The sequence below is a fragment of the Anoxynatronum sibiricum genome (genome assembly GCF_039414295.1).
Classification (GTDB): Bacteria; Bacillota; Clostridia; order Peptostreptococcales; family Tindalliaceae; genus Anoxynatronum; species Anoxynatronum sibiricum.
On record NZ_JBCITM010000005.1, the window covers coordinates 48,870 to 65,428 of the forward strand.

The following is a 16,559-nucleotide window of genomic DNA, read 5'->3' on the forward strand; positions in this document are numbered from 1 at the left end:
AGGCACTTTATGGCCTATAAAGCCCTATACCGAAAATGGCGGCCAGAAGTTTTTGAGGAAGTCATTGGTCAGCGACAGGTGATTCGAACCCTGAAAAATCAAATAACCACCGACAGCATCTCCCATGCCTATCTATTTTCAGGAATCAGAGGAACAGGCAAGACTTCCACCGCCAAAATCTTTGCCCGCGCCATTAACTGCCTTAACCCGACAAATGGGGATCCCTGCAATGTGTGTGAGGTTTGTCGGAGCATTTTGTCAGAGCAGATGATGGATGTGCTGGAAATTGATGCTGCTTCCAATAACGGAGTAGATCATATTCGAGAAATCAGGGAAAATGTGAAATATCCGCCCGTGAAAAGTCGATATAAAGTGTACATCATCGACGAAGTCCACATGCTCAGCACCGGCGCTTTCAATGCCCTGCTTAAAACCCTGGAAGAACCACCCGACTACGTAGTGTTTATTCTGGCCACCACCGAACTTCATAAAATTCCGGCCACCGTGCTTTCAAGATGCCTGCGGTTCACCTTCAAGCCCTTGAGTCTTGAAGAGATCAGGCAGCGGCTGCTCACCATCTGCCGCTCGCTGGGAGTGGATTATGAGGAAGCCGCTGTCACCACCATTGCACTGAACGGAGAGGGTGCTCTTCGAGACTCCCTGAGCATTCTTGACCAGTGTCTGGCCTACCACCCGGGAGAACTGCATTATCATCAAGTGGTGGAAGTGCTGGGAAGCATCAACGAGAACCTCCTGTTTCAGCTGGCAGCACATGTCAGTCAGGGAAAAGCACTGGAAGCACTCCGGCTGGTTCAATCCCTCTATTTGGAAGGCAAAGATCTGCAACAGCTGGTGACAGACGCCATGAAGCACTACCGGTGGCTCCTGATGGCCTCACTGAATGCCACGGTGGAAGGCTGGGAAACCCTGCCGGAGGCAACCCGGGAACAGTATTTGGAGCAAAGCCGTTCTTATCAGACAGGCGACTTGACGGTTATCATCCGCCAGTTGGCTGAAACAGAATATATCATGAAAAGAAGTGCTCAGCCCCAACTGATGTTGGAAAACAGCCTGATCACCCTCTGTCATCAAATGAAGACGGGAGCACTGGCACAAACCTCCAGGGTAGTTTCAGAGAATGGAAAGACACCTCGACAGCCAAGAGACCTTCAGGAGACAACCCAAGCGATGGATCAAAAAAACATCACTCAACTGGATCAACGGATTGGTCGCATTGAAGATTTTCTGAACCGGCTGAAACAGCGAAAAACGTCAGGCACAGCGCCGTCAGCACCGTATTCTCAGCCAAACCACCCATCGACAGCAGGCGTCTCATCAGAGGCAGCTCCAGGATTAAACGGGAAGGCCGTTGATGAAGCAGGTCATGAGCAAAGAAATTCAGAAAAACAGAAGCCAGATTCTCCGGAAGATCAAGAGCTTCAGGTGGAAACACCCGCAGGAACAACGTCAGAAGAAGCAATGCCTGCAGAAGGCAGAAATCCGGAAAAACAGCAGGCATCAATGAAACCTGTGACGGAAGCAACTGCGACCAACACAGCAGCTGTCAGCAACACAGTAAATGAAGTAACAGTTGTCAGGGAAACAGTCGCAGCATTTGAAGAGACGGGTGACGGAGAACCGCCAGCCAGTTGCGGCACCGGTGAGGCAGCACCATTGACCTTCGACATGATCAGACAGATGTGGCCTCATGTGCTTGATCAGATGAGAACCGATAAAAAAGTTTCCATTCAGGCCATGGTAAGAGAAGCTCAATTGACACAGCTTTCCGGCTGTGAGTTAACACTGACATTTTTGCCGGAACAGACCATTTTGTGTGAACGTTTGGGAAGGGAAGACATTAAGGATTATTTGGCCACTCTTATTCAGCAAAAAACCGGTCGGCGTCTTCGATTGAAGCTGGAAGTAAAAGAAGCTGAGCCACAGCATTCATCTTCAGATCAGGTGATTGAAAAGCTGAAACAGGTGGTTCCTGAAGAACTGGTGGAAGTGGTGGAAGATGACCAGGATGACCCGGACCTAATGTGAGCCCCGGCAGCATGCCGGCATGCATCAATGCGTTGAGCGCCGCACCACCCCTGCATCACTGCTGAAGGACCACCGTACTGCCACTGCATCACCGGAAAAATTGTGGTATAATAACACAACAGCCACTCTTTTGAGGGCTTACGCCAGCGTTTTTCAGGTGAAAAACAACAATAGTCGTCAACGATAATGAAAATCACGACAGGGAGGAAACCAAAGTGGGCAAAAAAGGATTTCCCGGCATGGGAGGCATGCCGAATATGAACAACATGATGAAACAGGCACAAAAAATGCAGAAACAAATGGCAGAAATGCAGGAACAGCTGGAACAGCAAGAATTTGAAGCCAGTGCCGGCGGCGGCGTCATCACCGTCAAAGTCAATGGTAAAAAAGAGATCATCGACATTCAGATTAAGCCCGAAGCGGTTGATCCTGATGATGTGGAAATGCTGCAGGATCTCATCATGGCAGTTGTGAACGAAGCCATGCGCATTGCTGACGAAACCGTCTCCCGGGAAATGGGGAAACTCACCGGCGGCATGAATCTGCCGGGTTTTTAGACGGCGGCGTGAACCCCGTCATTTCGAACCGGTTCAGTGCCATTGAGGGCACAGAAACCGCACCATTCCGTGAGGAGATAAGGCATGCACGAATTCACAACCCCCATCGCCAGCCTGATTGAAGCCTTCAGCAAACTGCCGGGAATCGGCAGAAAGACGGCGCAGCGGCTGGCATTTCATGTGATCAGTATGGAAGGCCGAGAAGTGACACAACTGGCCAGGGCGATTATTGAAGCGAAAAAAAACATTCGCTACTGCCAGGTGTGCTGCAATTTCACCGACCATGAGCAATGCACGATTTGCAGGGATACCCGGCGGGATCACAGCATCATTTGCGTGGTGGAAGACCCACGGGATGTGGCTGCGCTGGAAAAAACCCGGGAGTATCACGGGTTGTATCATGTGCTCCATGGAGCCATTTCACCATTGGAGGGCATCGGTCCGGAAGACATCAAAATCAAAGAACTGCTGGCCCGTGTGGCCGAGGAACCGGTGGAAGAAATCATACTTGCCACCAACCCCACCATTGAAGGGGAAGCCACCGCCATGTACCTGGCCCGGATTTTTAAACCCGCAGGCATCACCGTCTCCCGTATCGGGTACGGAATTCCTGTAGGGGGCGACCTGGAGTACGTGGATGAAGTAACGTTACTGAAAGCCATGGAAGGACGTAAAAAGCTATGAAAATCGGTTTAAGAACCGTCAAAACCGGTATTGCTGTGGCGTTGAGTCTCATGATGGTTCAAATTCTACAGCTTGAGAGCGTTATTTTTGTATCGATTGCCGCCCTCATTGGCATGCAGCCCACGGTTTCAGATTCATGGAAGGTGGGCGGAAACCGCATTTTGGGAACGGTTGTCGGCACCTTATTTGGACTCATTATGGCGCTGCTCTTGCCTGGCAATTTTTTGCTGGCAGGCGTGGGTGTGGTGGTACTGATTATCTTCATGAATCAGTTAAAAATACCAGAAGGCATTACCATCAGTTGTGTGGTCTTCATCAGTATTTTTATGAACACACAAAATGATATTCTCCCGTATGCAATCAGTCGTCTGACAGATACGTTTCTGGGGATCGGCATTGCCCTCATGGTGAACTATTTTATTTTACCCCCCAAATACGACCGTCGAGCCATGTCTGAAATGCGCAAAGACATGACCCGAATACTTACCTGCCAAAACCGGATGCTGGGCATACTTCTTAAGCAGGAACAGGTACCCCTGCCAGAAGTGGACGCCCAGATTGACGATATTTTGGAAGAACTGAATGCTTCCAAAAAACTGGCAGAAATGCAGGAAAAAGAAGAGAAGCTCAACGTTTACGGCCAGGTACTCTGCAAAGAAATCAACCTTGTATTACGCATCACCACCGATATGTACCAGCACCTGAAAAACCTCTATGGGCTTCTTGAAAACGGCCTTTCACCCCATACCATTAAACCGGTTGAACCGGAACTGCTGGCTCTTTATGATAAGCTGAAGCGGGAAGAAACCCTGTTAAGGGAAGGCAGCCGCCAGCGGGGGGAAACCCTGAAAGAACTGATGGAAGATATCGCCAGCCTGAAACGGCGGGTGAAAAGCGAGACGATTTCCCGTCAGTTGGGAGCCGAAGAAATTATTCAGCTGATGGTGATGGTGTATAATATCGGCGAAATCATTACCAAAATGGAAATGATCACTTCTCAACAGAACACTTGAAGATGCAAACATATGAATCATATCAAAAGTATCAATCACATCAATCACATCAATCACATCAATCAACGAACCCGTCAACCGGGAGCATTGATGATACACGTGGCATGTGATTCAGTCAAAGGGCACCAGTCAACAGGCGAAAGCCAGCAAGAAACACAGAAGCAAAGGAGTTGCCAGGCATGGAGTTTCATCAAAACCGAAAAGCCCTCACAGAGACAGCCATGATTGCCACCCTCACCTCTATTTTTGTGGTGAGCACCTTCTATATTCCGCTGCTATCCATTCTCCTGGCGCTGATTCCCATGCCCTTCATGGTACTGGCTGTGCGCAGGGGAAGTCGTTACGCTTTTTTTGCGCTGGTGATGGTAACCCTGATCATCGGACTTCTGACAGGGGTGATTTACAGTCTGTTTGCCCTGGTGATCTTTGGCCCAATGGCCCTGGCCATGGGCTGGTGGATTCGTCACCGAAAAGAGCCCCACGAAGTGATTTTCATCGGTGCGGTTGGTTCTGCCGCCGCTGTTTTTACGATGATGCAGCTCATTGCCATGGCCAGCGGTATCCAGCTGACCCTGGAAATCAGTCAGATGATCACCGGTATCATGGAACAGCAGGCAGCCGCGCTGCAGCAAATGAACCTAGAGGTGGTGGCGCTGGAAGAAGCTGTTCACTATCTGCTGCTGGTGTTTCCGGGCCTCATTCTCATCCAGTCTCTCTTTGGGGCTTTTGTGAACTATTACCTCACCATGGCGGTTCTCCGCCGGTTTACCCCTTCTGAAGAACCGCTGCCTGAGTTCAGCAGGTTCCGGCTTCCGGGGCATGTGGTCTCCGGAGTTTTTCTCCTAATGGCTTTGTCCTGGGGTTCGCAGTTCATTCACGGGATCAACCATGTGAGCCTGTTGGCCAATGTCACTCTGATAGCAGTCATGATTTTTTTTATGCAGGGCATTTCCCTCATCAGTTACTGGATCAAAGGCACCCGGGTGCCCAAATGGGTGCGGCTGCTGATTCTGGTGATCCTGGTGATCCTCAGCCCCATGATTACCCTGATTTCACTGCTGGGGCTGGTGGATGTGCTGGCAGACTTTCGAAAACTCACCGTCAGCAAATAAGGAAATTTGGAGTAGATGTAGAAACGATCATTAAGAGGCTTTCAACAGAGGCAGCCACAGACAAGAAGCCCTAGACAAGAAGCCCTAGACAAGAAGCCACAGACAAGCAGACATACACAGGATGAACCAGTGAAAGTCAGCTTTAAGACAGTGTCCCCTCATAAGCAGTCCATTTAAAGGAGCGGCTTTATGAAAAAAAGCAGCCTGTTACAGTTCTTTGTTCCCGATACCCGTATCTACATGATCATCATTACCCTGCTCATTGGTATTCTTGCCTGGTATAACCAGGCCATTGCCGTGGTGGGGGTTTTTCTGCTGATATACCTGCTGGTGTATAACCTGCGGGTGAGCAACATCAAGCGTCAGGAATGGACGCGTTACATCGAGCGGTTGTCGGCAGATGTGGATACAGCCACCAGGGAATCCATTCTTTCCATGCCCATTCCCTTAACCATGCTGGACATTGACGGCACCATCACCTGGTACAACCGTAAATTTGCCGACATACTGGAAGAAAACCATCAGACAGAACTGTTGGAAAAAAAGCTGGATGATTTGCTGCCAGATTTTCATCTGAAGGAACTTTTGGAAAAAGAAAACGAAGAGCTGCTTCAGGTGAAGGTGGGAAACAGAAGCTTCAAAGTGGTGGCGAATGTGGTAAAACGCGACAAATCTGCAACAGCTGAGCACCTGATGATTCTTTACTGGTTTGAAACCACCCCTTATGAAAATTTGAAACGAAAATACAACAGTGAAAAACTGGTACTGGCACTGGTACAGGTGGACAACTACGATGAAGCCATCAAAAGCACCGATGAAGCCAACCGGTCGAAGGTGATTGCCGAAATTGACCAGCAGCTTCATCGCTGGACAGGGCAGGTAAAAGGTGTTATTCGCAAATATGAACAGGATAAGTATATTGTCATCTTCGAATATCACCAGCTGGCACAGCTGGAAGCCAAGCGGTTTGACATTTTGGACAGCATTCGGGAAATTCAGGCAGGCAACCATATCCCTGCCACCCTGAGCATTGGTGTGGGTTCCATGGGAAAGGACTTTCAGGAAACCCTGGCCTATGCCAACACGGCCAAAGATTTGTGTCTGGGCCGCGGCGGGGACCAGACAGCCGTGAAAAGGCAAGATGATATCAAGTTTTACGGCGGGAAAACCCGGGCTGTGGAAAAACGCACCAAAGTGAAGGCACGGGTCATCGCCTACGGCCTGCGTCAGTTGATGGAGCAGGCAGACCAGGTGCTGGTGATGGGCCACAAGCAACCAGATCTGGATGCCCTGGGCGCTGCGCTTGGAATTTACCGGGCAGCCCGTAACCGGAAAAAAGACGCCTATGTGGTGATGAGCGGCAGTAACCCTTCCATCGAAGTGCTCTATGACATGATGATGGAAAAAGAAGTCTACCAGAAGGCCATCATTACCTGTGTTGAGGCACTGCGGATCAAGGGAAAAGCCCGCACACTGGTGGTGGTGGTGGACACCCACCGACCAGCCTACACAGAGTGTCCTGAACTGCTGGAAAACAACGACCGGGTGGTGGTCATCGACCATCATCGCCGCAGTACCGACTTTATTGAAAACACCCTGCTCACCTACCACGAAACCTACGCCTCCTCCACCTGCGAAATGGTGACGGAGATTCTCTATTACATGGACGACAAAATGACCCTGGAAACCCTGGAGGCAGAAGCCATGATGGCCGGCATTGCCCTGGATACCAAGAATTTTACCTTTAAAACAGGCGTTCGCACCTTCGAGGCGGCTTCATATTTGCGCCGGGCCGGTGCTGACACCACCATGGTGCGGCAGATGTTTCAGGATGATCTGGAGTCCATTGTTTCCCGGGCAGAGGTCATTAAAAAAGCTGAAATGATGATGGACCAAATCGCCATTGCCATCAGCGACGATCATTCCAATCACGCCCAACTGGTGGCCGCCCAGGCCGCCGACTCAATGCTTGCCATCAGGGGCGCCAAAGCTTCTTTTGTACTGGGCATCAATACCGAGGGGCAGGTGTTTATCAGCGGTCGGTCGCTGGGAGATATCAACGTGCAGGTCATTTTGGAAAAACTGGGGGGCGGCGGCCACATGACCGTGGCCGGAGCCCAGTTGGAAAATATCACCGTTGAAGAAGCTAAAGAACAACTGATTCAGGCCATCTCAGAGGCATTGAATGAGGAAAAGGAGGAAACATCATGAAAGTGATTCTGCAAAAAGATGTCAAAGGTCTGGGAAAGACTGGCGATGTGGTGAATGCCAGCGACGGTTATGCCCGTAATTTTCTCTTGCCCAAAGGGTTGGCGGTGGAGGCCAGTACCGGCAACCTGAATAATGTGAAACAGCAAAAGCAGGCAGAAGCCAAACGCAAGGCCGATGAACTGGCCGAAGCTGAAAAACTGAAAGAGCGGCTTTCGAAGGTCACCGTCACCCTCATGGCCAAGTCAGGGGAGGGCGGCCGGCTCTTTGGCTCCATCACCAACAAAGAAATCGCCGAAAATCTGGAAAAGCAGCATCATATCGCTCTGGACAAACGAAAAATTGTATTAAACGACTCCATCAAAGAACTGGGAGAAACCCTGGTGGATGTCAAGGTGTATCCGGGAGTCAACGGGACGCTGAAGGTAAAGGTGCAGGCGGAAAACTAATCACCTGAAAGATCAGTTGACGGATCAAGAAGAAGGAGTCGAGCCATGGAAGCTTTCGCCAACTTTGCACAGGTACCGCCTCACAGTGTCGAAGCTGAACAGTCGGTGCTGGGAGCCATGCTCATGGACCGGGATGCCGTCTATGTGGCGCTGGAAATTCTGAAACCCGAAGACTTTTATAAAGAAGCCCACCGGGAGATTTTCGAAGCCATGGTTGGTCTTTTTGGCAAGGAAGAGCCGGTGGACCTTCTCACCCTCACAGAGGCTCTGAGAGCCCGTGAAACCATGGAGGCGGTGGGCGGAATCCCCTACCTGTCCAGCCTCACCTCCAATGTACCGGTGACGGTGCATGTGGAACACTATGCCAAGCTGGTGGAAGAGAAGGCAGTGGTGCGCCGGCTCATCCATTCTTCCCGGGATATCATGCAGCTGGGGTACCGGCCCGAGGTGGAAGTGCAGGAACTCATTGAGCAGGCGCAGAAAAATATTTATGATATCACACAAAGCCGATACCGCCAGGGATTCACCCACATTAAAGACCTGCTGGGCACCACCTTCGACGAAATTGAGCGGCGGTACGAAAACAAAGAAGCCATCACCGGTCTTACCACCGGCTTCAACGACCTTGATCATAAGCTCAACGGCTTTCATCCGTCAGATCTGATTCTGGTGGCAGCCCGTCCCGCCATGGGAAAATCTGCTTTTGCCCTGAACCTGGCGCAAAACGCAGCCATGAAGGGTGACGCCTCTGTCGCCATTTTCAGCCTGGAGATGTCAAAGGAACAGCTGATTCTGCGTATACTGGCGGCTGAATCCATGGTGGATCTGGGAAAAATTCAGAGTGGCCGTCTCAACGAAGACGAATGGCAGCGCATCGCCCAGGCCATGGTGCCCCTCTCCCAGGCAAAGATCCATTTCGATGATTCAGCAGGCATCTCAGTCACAGAAATGCGGTCAAAATCCCGGCGGCTGAAAATGGAAAAGGGCCTTGACCTGGTGCTGATTGACTACCTGCAGCTGATGCAGGGAGAAACCCGCAGCGAAAACCGGCAGCAGGAAATCTCCAGTATTTCACGTAATTTGAAAATCATGGCCAAAGAACTGGACTGCCCGGTGATTGCACTTTCACAGCTGTCGCGTGCACCCGAGCTGCGCTCTGATCACCGACCCATTCTCTCAGACCTCAGAGAGTCCGGTGCCATCGAGCAGGATGCCGATGTGGTCATGTTCTTATACCGGGATGCCTACTACGATGAAGAAAGTGAAAAGCAGAACATTGCCGAAGTGATTCTGGCCAAGCACCGTCACGGCGAAACCGGTTCCATTGAAATGATTTGGATGGGAGAATACCAGAAGTTTGCCGATCTTTCCAGATATGACGGCTAAGAAGCGGCAACCTGTTGTCAGAAGGCGGGTTCTGTGCTACAATAATGTTGACTGGTTTAGTATGGATTACACAGGCAGGAACACTGCCTGAAGGAGGGATAACATGGCGAAAGTGACACATGAAATGACCATTATGGAAGTCCTGAAATTGGATCCGGGTGTGGCCCCCATTTTTATGAAACATGGCCTGCATTGCCTGGGATGCCCAGGGGCAACCATGGAGAGCATTCATGATGCCGGTCAGGTGCACGGCATTAATGTTGATGGACTTGTCAATGAACTGAACCAATTTTTGGAAAACAACGCATAACACCACCAACAAAAGGCAGACATCACAAAACCCGGCGGAAATCACCCGCCGGGTTTGTTTTGGTGTGGAATATAGCATGCGCAAAAAAGTAGTGGATAACGTTTTCGTAATGGTTTTAAGCTTTTTACTCACAATTCCCTGTCACCTGTTCACCGAAAAACTGTGGTAGGCAGTTTTGTTCTTTATGATGATTGATCAGAAGCGCTGAAAAGCAGGCTGAAGAGCTCTGCCGGCAATGTGAAGCTGTTGGCGGAGAGCGGAGAATTCGAGGCGGTGCTTGCTGGTGCCACGGGAAGGCCAGTGGCATCGGTGTTGATGCTGCCACCAGCTTCCTTTCCCTGACAGGTTTTTCCGGCACACGCTTCTTCATGACCGGATTCTCCAGAACCATTCTTTCCAACATTGTCATTTTCCGACGCTTCACAATCAGAAGCGGCTTCTTGATGAAGCTGCAGTTCATCATCTGAAGCCTTCAGCCGAAGCATTTCCTGATGAATCTGCTCCATTTTCCTGTCCAGCTGAGCCACTGTATCAGCAGCTTCTTTTAAGTCATCCTTCAGCTGCTGGGGAACTTCCCGCTCATACTTATAGTAGATTTTGTGTTCCAGGCTGGCCCAAAAATCCATGGCAATGGTTCGAATTTGCACCTCCACAAAAACTTTCTCCATGCGGTCTGACATAAAGACCGGGACCTGAAGAATCATATGTAAACTTTGGTATCCGTTGGGTTTGGGTTCTTCAATATAGTCTTTGTAATCCACCACCGTGATATCCTGCTGCTGCATCAGCATGCCGGCCACCCGATAGATGTCAGGAACAAAAGAGCAGGTGATGCGAATACCGGCAATGTCACGAATGTTTTCACGAATGGATTCCACCGACCAGGGGTAATTCTTGCGCTGCAGCTTGTTGATGATGCTTTCGGGGGTTTTCAGCCGGGACTTGACATGTTCAATGGGATTATAGTCATGCACATACTCAAATTCCTGTTTCAGAATATTAATTTTGGTGTTCACTTCTTCCAGCCCAAAACGGTAGTACATCATAAACCGGGTAAGGGATTTTTGAAAGGTTCTCATTTGTTCAGCATTCACCTGTTCTATGTTGATCAAAAGAGTCAACTCCTTTTAATGGCATTGAACTCGTACTCAGATTAATGGCATTGAACTCGTATTCAGATTATCAGACGGATGATTTCAATGTAATCATATCACGAACAGAAATAACGCACATCATTCCAAATGAAAATGACGAGCAGACATCTCAAACAAAATGTGAAACAGACTTTGCCGACAGGAAAAAAGCCAGGGGCATGTAAAAAGTGTTAGAAAACTGGAAAAAAGGGCATTCAATCAACATGACGAGAACGAGTCAAAAACGTTTCATCAATGATGATGGTTCAAAGATGATGATGGTTCAAAGGATCACACTTAGCGGGCATCATCAGAATAGTAGATGGGTATGAACCATGAATGAACGAATCCCTGTTTTGCATAGACAGCGATGAAGAAAGTGCAGGGAAAAGCCAACCGTTGAAGCAGGCCTATGAAAATGGAACAAAGCACTCAGCAGAAAATAAAATAGATGGAAAGGGTCTGAAGACAAAGACATCACCTGAAAAAGATGCAGAAACTGCACAAGATGTGGATGCTGAAAATAACAATGAACAGAAACTGAAAAGACTGTCATGAAAGAGTTTCAGGGAGAGGGGTGATGAACATGAGAATATTGGTGGTGGATGATGCGGCTTTAAATCTTCATTTTGTCACAAGCATCCTGCATCAAACCTATCCCCATTATGACATTTACCAATGCCAGCGTCCGAGGCATGTGGAGAAGCTGGTCAATGAGAAAGAAATCGATGTGCTGCTTCTTGATATCACCATGCCGGAGATCAGCGGCCTGGATCTGCTGAAAAGCCTCCGGGAGAAACTCAGCAGCGATGACCTGCAGATCATTATGCTCACTGCACTGGATGATGACGATGTTTTTCAGACCTGCTACGAGCTGGGAGCCAATGACTATGTGAAGAAACCTTTCAACAAGGTGGAACTCACTTCCCGGCTCAACCACGCCATTAAGAGCATTCAGGATCACCGGCAAAGAAAGCAGTTGATCAATGGAATTAAGGAACACAACAACGAGCTTCGACGGGTCAACATGGAGCTTCAAATGGCACAGGCTGCGCTGGTTCACTCTGAAAAAATGGCAGCCATTGGCCAGCTGGCGGCAGGGGTGGCCCATGAAATCAACAATCCCATCGGTTATGTGAGCAGTAACCTGGAAACCTTGAACAATTATCTCCACAAGATGACACGCTACATCCACCAGTGCCGGGAAGTACAGGAAGCACTTGAGAAAAGTGAACACATCCCATCGGAAGCTTTGGCCGTTCAACTGGCCAACGGTTACGAAACACAGAAACTGGGCATCATTATGGAAGATCTGGAAGGCCTCATGGCAGACACCCAGGAGGGTGTGGAGCGAGTAGCGACCATTGTCAAAACCATGCGTAATTTTGCCCGCAGCGGTGACCACGACGAAAAGGGATGGGTTAACCTGAACGACTTAATACACCAAAGCATGATGATGCTTCAAAATGAATCCAAATACGTGGCCGATGTGATCTTTCGGGAACAGGATGACATCGAGGTGTTTTGCAATCAGGGACAAATCGGGCAGGTACTGGTAAATATTCTGAACAATGCCGTTCAGGCCATCAGGAGTCAGGAAAAGCCGGAGCGGGGACGGATTACCATCGGGCTGGGCCGCACGGAAGATAAAGCTAATATCATCATCAGCGACAACGGGCCGGGAATTCCCAAAGAGTACCTGAGTCGCATTTTCGACCCCTTCTTCACCAGTAAAAAAGTGGGCGATGGCACCGGGCTGGGGCTCAGCATTTCTTACGATATCATTGTCAATAAGCACGGGGGCATGTTAGCAGCCCACAGCGAAACGGGAAGGGGTGCCATCTTCGATATCCTGCTGCCCATCCATGATCATCAGGAAAGCGGGGGAACGGAATGAACAGAACCATTCTTTTGGTCGATGATGAAAGGCAAGTAGTTCGTTCTCTGGAACGGCTGCTAATGGATACTGACTATCGGGTTTTGTCAGCCCTCAATGCACAGCAGGGGCTGGAGATACTGGAGAAAGAAACCATCAATCTGGTAATGAGCGATATGCGCATGCCTGTCATGGACGGGTATGAGTTCCTCAACATCGTCAAAGAGCAGTATCCCCACGTGATTCGAATCATGCTCAGCGGGTATTCTGAAGAGAATGTGGTGCTGAAGGCACTGGAAGACAATACGGTGAAAGTGTATCTTTTCAAACCCTGGAAAAATGAAGAACTGCTGGAAACCCTGCGCCAGATTTTTGAAACCTATGACCTTCTCAGCAGTTCCCATCTGCTGGAAATCATCAACAATGCCTCTTTTCTGCCCACCATCGAAGATGCCTACTGGGAAATCATACAGGCCATGGATCATGAGAGCGACCTTTCCAAGATTGCCTCCCATATTGAAAAAGACTCTGCCATTGCCAGCAAAGTGCTTCGACTGGCCAATTCTGCCTATTACGGAGCACGAACAGGCTCCCTGCACAAGGCAGTAACCTATATCGGCCTGAAACATACCCGTCATCTGGTGATGTCCACCGCCATTATCGGATTCTTCCAGGGAAGGCATCAGGCACGCTCACTCATGCATCGTCTTTGGAAGCAGGCGGCCCTTTCCCATCGGCTCTATCATCATCTCTACCAACATCATCTAAATCACAAAATGCCTGAAAACAACATACCGGCAGCGCTCCTTCACAACATCGGCGTGATGTTCTTGCTGGGGCATTTTGGAGAAGATTACGCAACCCTGTTACTGCGAGCTGATGAGCAAAAACAGGCCCTGGAAGAATGTGAGCGGCAGGCCTATGGCAACACACACATGGAAGCTGGCGGGTATCTCCTCAGCTGGTGGAACTTCCCTTTCCCGGTGGTGGAAGCCGCCCTGTATCATCATGCCCCCTTTGATCACCGGGTGATCAACACAGAAGTGACAGCAGCCGTTCATCTGGTCAACCGATATTCCCATCAACTGCTGGGATTTCCGCAATATGACGGGTATGACGACCGCGTATTTGATTACCTGGGCGTGAATCAAGCGCATTTTGAAAAAAGCCTGGAAAGCATTTCCCTTGAAGAGGAGGCTTAACCCATGGACCAACGAGAAGCCGTTCTTTTTGTAGACGATGAAATCAATGTGCTCAGTTCCCTTAAACGGGGAATGATGGACGAACCCTATACCTGCTACTTTGCCTCCAGCGGGAAAGAAGCGCTGGTCATTCTTGCAGAAAAAACCATCAGCGTCATAGTCACCGATATGCGCATGCCAGAAATGACGGGGCTGAAACTGTTGCAGGAGGTGACCAAAGTATCGCCTGACACCGTTAAGATTGTGCTTTCAGGATACACCCAGATTCAGCAGATTCTGGCCACCATCAATACGGTGGATATCTTTAAATTCATCACGAAACCGTGGAAAATGGAAGAAGAGTTTAAAGTCATTATTCAACAGGCAGTGACCTATTACCGTATGAAAAAAGAGCACGAGCAACTGAAACATGACCTGGAGAACCGGAACAAAGTATACCGCAACATGCTGGCCACCATGACAGGACGGGTGGCAACAGCCCAAAAACAAGTACAACTGGTGGGTGCCTTGTCAGAAAAGATGCTTGAATATGCACACCGTCATCAACACACCGAAAGTGCCGGAATCAGGACCATGCTGGAGCAACAGCCCGTGCTTTTCCAGACTTTGAAAAAAATCATTTTACTCCAGGCAGATCAACAAACAGCTGACGAACTGGAGACGTGGTTAAGAACTGAGCTGAGCAGGTCAGTTTCACTAGAAAAAGTGACAACCGGCAGGCTGCCGGCAGAAACAAAAACCGGGAAAGTGGAAAACAGACCAGTACCAATCAGTACCGACGGCAGGCTGATGGCCGGAGGAATGAAGATGATCCTGGACCTGTTGCCCCAAACCCTGCGGAACCAGCCAATTCTTCTGGAGACCACTCAGCCCAGCCATCATATTTTTCATTGCCTGCTGCGGCTTTCCCTGGGAGAAGGAGAGGCCGCCCAGATAGACCCTGACTGCCTTGAGTACTTGAACCTGGTTCTGGGAAATGCGCTGGAAACGGTTGAGATTCATTTTTCAGCCGTCATTGAAGCGCATCATCTGGTGATGAAAATGACAACACCTCTGAAAGAACCTTCTTGAATGACGGTTTCGACATGACAGCTCCGATGACAAATCAGCAGCGGCTAAGATTCACAGGAGAAGATTCAATGATGAAAGGAGGCGGTACAGATGAAAATAATGTTTGACAGGGAGGGTTCCGTTGAAGGCCTGAAAAGCCTGTTGAAGGTACTATGTCAGGAGGAGAGCATCACAGGAATTATGATTTTTGCTTGTGACGCCAATGAATTCACCCCCCAAACAATAGACCCCTTGCTGACAAAATGCACCAAACCTCTGTGGGGAGGCGTTTTCCCGGAAATTATTTATGAGGCTGAAAAAACATCAAAGGGAACCCTTGCCGCCGGCTTTACCTGTCCGCTGAAAACCCTTTCCATTGACGATCTGAAAAACGATTCCGCCGTCATCAGGCAAATCATAGAAAAAACTTACGAAAAAGAAGACTTGCGTGATCAGACCATGTTTATTTTTGCCGACGGGCTCAGCGGGTGTATCGAAGCACTGCGGGACAGTCTGTTTCAGTCTCTGGGTGCCATGCCCAACTACATCGGGGGTGGTGCAGGATCTCTCCAGTTCATTCAAAAACCCTGCATCTTTACATCAGAAGGGTTGAAAGAAAATGCCGCAGTGCTGGCCCTTGTCCGTCAAAAAAGCGGTGTGGGTGTTGCCCATGGGTGGCAGCCCATATCAGAACCCCATAAAGTCACCGCCGCTGAGGGCAACCGAGTCATTTCCATTGACTGGCAGCCAGCGTTTGAAGTCTATCAGGAAATGGTGGAGAGTCTTTCTGGTAACAGCTTTCAGGAATATGATTTTTTTCACCTGGCCAAAAACTACCCGCTGGGAATCATGAACATGAATCTGGAAATGATTGTGCGTGATCCCATTGCAACCAACTCAGAGAAAGACCTGATCTGCGTGGGAGAAGTGCCGGTGAATGCCATTATCCACGTGCTCAGAGGCGACCGGGAGTCTTTGCTGCAGGGGGCGGCAGCAGCCAGAAAAAACGCTGCGATCAGTTTTGAAGCTGTCACTGGTCAGCAGGCTGAAACAGCCGTTGCCATGCTTGTCATCGACTGCATTTCCAGGGTGCTGTACTTAAACCATGACTTTGAGGAAGAACTGAAGATTGTCAAAACAGAAGCGACGGTGATGGGAGCCCTGACACTGGGAGAATTTGCCAATCTGCGCAGCGACAATCTGGCCTTTCATAACAAGACCATCGTCACAGCCCTTCTTCAGTAAAAGAAAAAAAGTAAAGAAAACAAGTAAAGAAAAGCAAATAAAGAAAAACAAAGTGAAAACTGATCAGAAGCGGTTCAGATAAGCATTTGTAAGCCCGTCCACACCAGCAATCAGTCAGCGGACCACTTTAAAAAAGACAGAAACAATTTGCTGATTTTTACGTTAAGATAGACGGTAAGACATGCAGTAAGATATAGGCCGTACAGAGGGCAGCATCAAAGGCAGCATTAAGGAAACAGCTGCACATAAAAACCGATGCCCCGCTGCAGGCAAACATACGGCATAAAG

16 protein-coding genes are annotated in these 16,559 nt (G+C 49.3%); 15 read left to right on the plus strand and 1 reads right to left on the minus strand.

The features are described from left to right. Window positions 1-9 precede the first annotated feature (9 nt). The 10 genes from dnaX (at window position 10) to AAIG11_RS06460 (ending at window position 9,765) form a co-directional block, all read left to right on the plus strand. Window positions 10-2,046, plus strand: coding sequence for a DNA polymerase III subunit gamma/tau (gene dnaX, locus AAIG11_RS06415; protein WP_343185409.1), 2,037 nt, complete (start codon window positions 10-12; stop codon window positions 2,044-2,046). Window positions 2,047-2,065: 19 nt separating this feature from the next. Then, window positions 2,066-2,233 (plus strand): hypothetical protein, encoded by a 168-nt coding sequence (locus AAIG11_RS06420; RefSeq protein ID WP_343185410.1) that lies wholly within the window; start codon window positions 2,066-2,068, stop codon window positions 2,231-2,233. 28 nt (window positions 2,234-2,261) lie between these two features. Next, on the plus strand, window positions 2,262-2,603 hold the full coding sequence (locus AAIG11_RS06425; RefSeq protein WP_283409491.1) for a YbaB/EbfC family nucleoid-associated protein: 342 nt from the start codon (window positions 2,262-2,264) through the stop codon (window positions 2,601-2,603). Window positions 2,604-2,687: 84 nt separating this feature from the next. Further along, window positions 2,688-3,287 carry a recombination mediator RecR gene (gene recR / locus AAIG11_RS06430; protein WP_343185411.1) on the plus strand — a complete coding sequence of 200 codons (600 nt, stop codon included), beginning with the start codon at window positions 2,688-2,690 and terminating at the stop codon, window positions 3,285-3,287. Continuing rightward, window positions 3,284-4,300, plus strand: a complete 1,017-nt coding sequence (locus tag AAIG11_RS06435) for an FUSC family protein (RefSeq protein ID WP_343185412.1) — start codon at window positions 3,284-3,286, stop codon at window positions 4,298-4,300. The genes recR and AAIG11_RS06435 overlap by 4 nt, the downstream gene beginning before the upstream one ends. Before the next feature lie 179 nt (window positions 4,301-4,479). Further along, window positions 4,480-5,412 (plus strand): YybS family protein, encoded by a 933-nt coding sequence (locus AAIG11_RS06440; RefSeq protein ID WP_343185413.1) that lies wholly within the window; start codon window positions 4,480-4,482, stop codon window positions 5,410-5,412. 189 nt (window positions 5,413-5,601) lie between these two features. After that, on the plus strand, window positions 5,602-7,623 hold the full coding sequence (locus tag AAIG11_RS06445) for a DHH family phosphoesterase (RefSeq protein ID WP_343185414.1): 2,022 nt from the start codon (window positions 5,602-5,604) through the stop codon (window positions 7,621-7,623). After that, a complete protein-coding gene (gene rplI, locus AAIG11_RS06450; RefSeq protein ID WP_343185415.1) occupies window positions 7,620-8,069 on the plus strand; it encodes a 50S ribosomal protein L9 in 450 nt (149 codons plus the stop codon). The genes AAIG11_RS06445 and rplI overlap by 4 nt, the downstream gene beginning before the upstream one ends. A gap of 45 nt (window positions 8,070-8,114) precedes the next feature. After that, entirely contained in the window at window positions 8,115-9,455 is a 1,341-nt protein-coding gene (gene dnaB / locus AAIG11_RS06455; protein ID WP_343185416.1) for a replicative DNA helicase, read from the plus strand. A gap of 103 nt (window positions 9,456-9,558) precedes the next feature. After that, entirely contained in the window at window positions 9,559-9,765 is a 207-nt protein-coding gene (locus tag AAIG11_RS06460; protein WP_343185417.1) for a DUF1858 domain-containing protein, read from the plus strand. 182 nt (window positions 9,766-9,947) lie between these two features. Here AAIG11_RS06460 and AAIG11_RS06465 read toward each other — a convergent pair whose 3' ends face one another. Further along, on the minus strand, window positions 9,948-10,877 hold the full coding sequence (locus AAIG11_RS06465; RefSeq protein WP_343185418.1) for a GTP pyrophosphokinase: 930 nt from the start codon (window positions 10,875-10,877) through the stop codon (window positions 9,948-9,950). A 420-nt stretch (window positions 10,878-11,297) separates the two neighbouring features. On the opposite strand from AAIG11_RS06465, the gene AAIG11_RS06470 reads away from it, so the two are divergent. The 5 genes from AAIG11_RS06470 (at window position 11,298) to AAIG11_RS06490 (ending at window position 16,271) form a co-directional block, all read left to right on the plus strand. Next, window positions 11,298-11,456 carry a hypothetical protein gene (locus tag AAIG11_RS06470; protein ID WP_343185419.1) on the plus strand — a complete coding sequence of 53 codons (159 nt, stop codon included), beginning with the start codon at window positions 11,298-11,300 and terminating at the stop codon, window positions 11,454-11,456. 22 nt (window positions 11,457-11,478) lie between these two features. Next, window positions 11,479-12,795: a response regulator gene (locus tag AAIG11_RS06475; protein WP_343185420.1), complete on the plus strand. Its 1,317-nt coding sequence runs from the start codon at window positions 11,479-11,481 to the stop codon at window positions 12,793-12,795. Continuing rightward, window positions 12,792-13,976: an HDOD domain-containing protein gene (locus AAIG11_RS06480; protein ID WP_343185421.1), complete on the plus strand. Its 1,185-nt coding sequence runs from the start codon at window positions 12,792-12,794 to the stop codon at window positions 13,974-13,976. Before AAIG11_RS06475 ends, AAIG11_RS06480 begins: the two co-directional genes overlap by 4 nt. A 3-nt stretch (window positions 13,977-13,979) precedes the next feature. Then, window positions 13,980-15,047 (plus strand): response regulator, encoded by a 1,068-nt coding sequence (locus tag AAIG11_RS06485; protein WP_343185422.1) that lies wholly within the window; start codon window positions 13,980-13,982, stop codon window positions 15,045-15,047. Window positions 15,048-15,137: 90 nt separating this feature from the next. Then, window positions 15,138-16,271, plus strand: a complete 1,134-nt coding sequence (locus AAIG11_RS06490) for an FIST signal transduction protein (protein ID WP_343185423.1) — start codon at window positions 15,138-15,140, stop codon at window positions 16,269-16,271. Window positions 16,272-16,559: the final 288 nt, after the last annotated feature.

Bases quoted from the DNA above. Each gene is read 5' to 3' on its own strand.
- dnaX (WP_343185409.1), top strand. From the start codon at position 10: ATGGCCTATAAAGCCCTATACCGAAAATGGCGGCCAGAAGTTTTTGAG.
- AAIG11_RS06420 (WP_343185410.1), top strand. From the start codon at position 2,066: ATGCATCAATGCGTTGAGCGCCGCACCACCCCTGCATCACTGCTGAAG.
- recR (WP_343185411.1), top strand. From the start codon at position 2,688: ATGCACGAATTCACAACCCCCATCGCCAGCCTGATTGAAGCCTTCAGC.
- AAIG11_RS06435 (WP_343185412.1), top strand. From the start codon at position 3,284: ATGAAAATCGGTTTAAGAACCGTCAAAACCGGTATTGCTGTGGCGTTG.
- AAIG11_RS06440 (WP_343185413.1), top strand. From the start codon at position 4,480: ATGGAGTTTCATCAAAACCGAAAAGCCCTCACAGAGACAGCCATGATT.
- AAIG11_RS06445 (WP_343185414.1), top strand. From the start codon at position 5,602: ATGAAAAAAAGCAGCCTGTTACAGTTCTTTGTTCCCGATACCCGTATC.
- rplI (WP_343185415.1), top strand. From the start codon at position 7,620: ATGAAAGTGATTCTGCAAAAAGATGTCAAAGGTCTGGGAAAGACTGGC.
- dnaB (WP_343185416.1), top strand. From the start codon at position 8,115: ATGGAAGCTTTCGCCAACTTTGCACAGGTACCGCCTCACAGTGTCGAA.
- AAIG11_RS06460 (WP_343185417.1), top strand. From the start codon at position 9,559: ATGGCGAAAGTGACACATGAAATGACCATTATGGAAGTCCTGAAATTG.
- AAIG11_RS06475 (WP_343185420.1), top strand. From the start codon at position 11,479: ATGAACATGAGAATATTGGTGGTGGATGATGCGGCTTTAAATCTTCAT.
- AAIG11_RS06480 (WP_343185421.1), top strand. From the start codon at position 12,792: ATGAACAGAACCATTCTTTTGGTCGATGATGAAAGGCAAGTAGTTCGT.
- AAIG11_RS06485 (WP_343185422.1), top strand. From the start codon at position 13,980: ATGGACCAACGAGAAGCCGTTCTTTTTGTAGACGATGAAATCAATGTG.
- AAIG11_RS06490 (WP_343185423.1), top strand. From the start codon at position 15,138: ATGAAAATAATGTTTGACAGGGAGGGTTCCGTTGAAGGCCTGAAAAGC.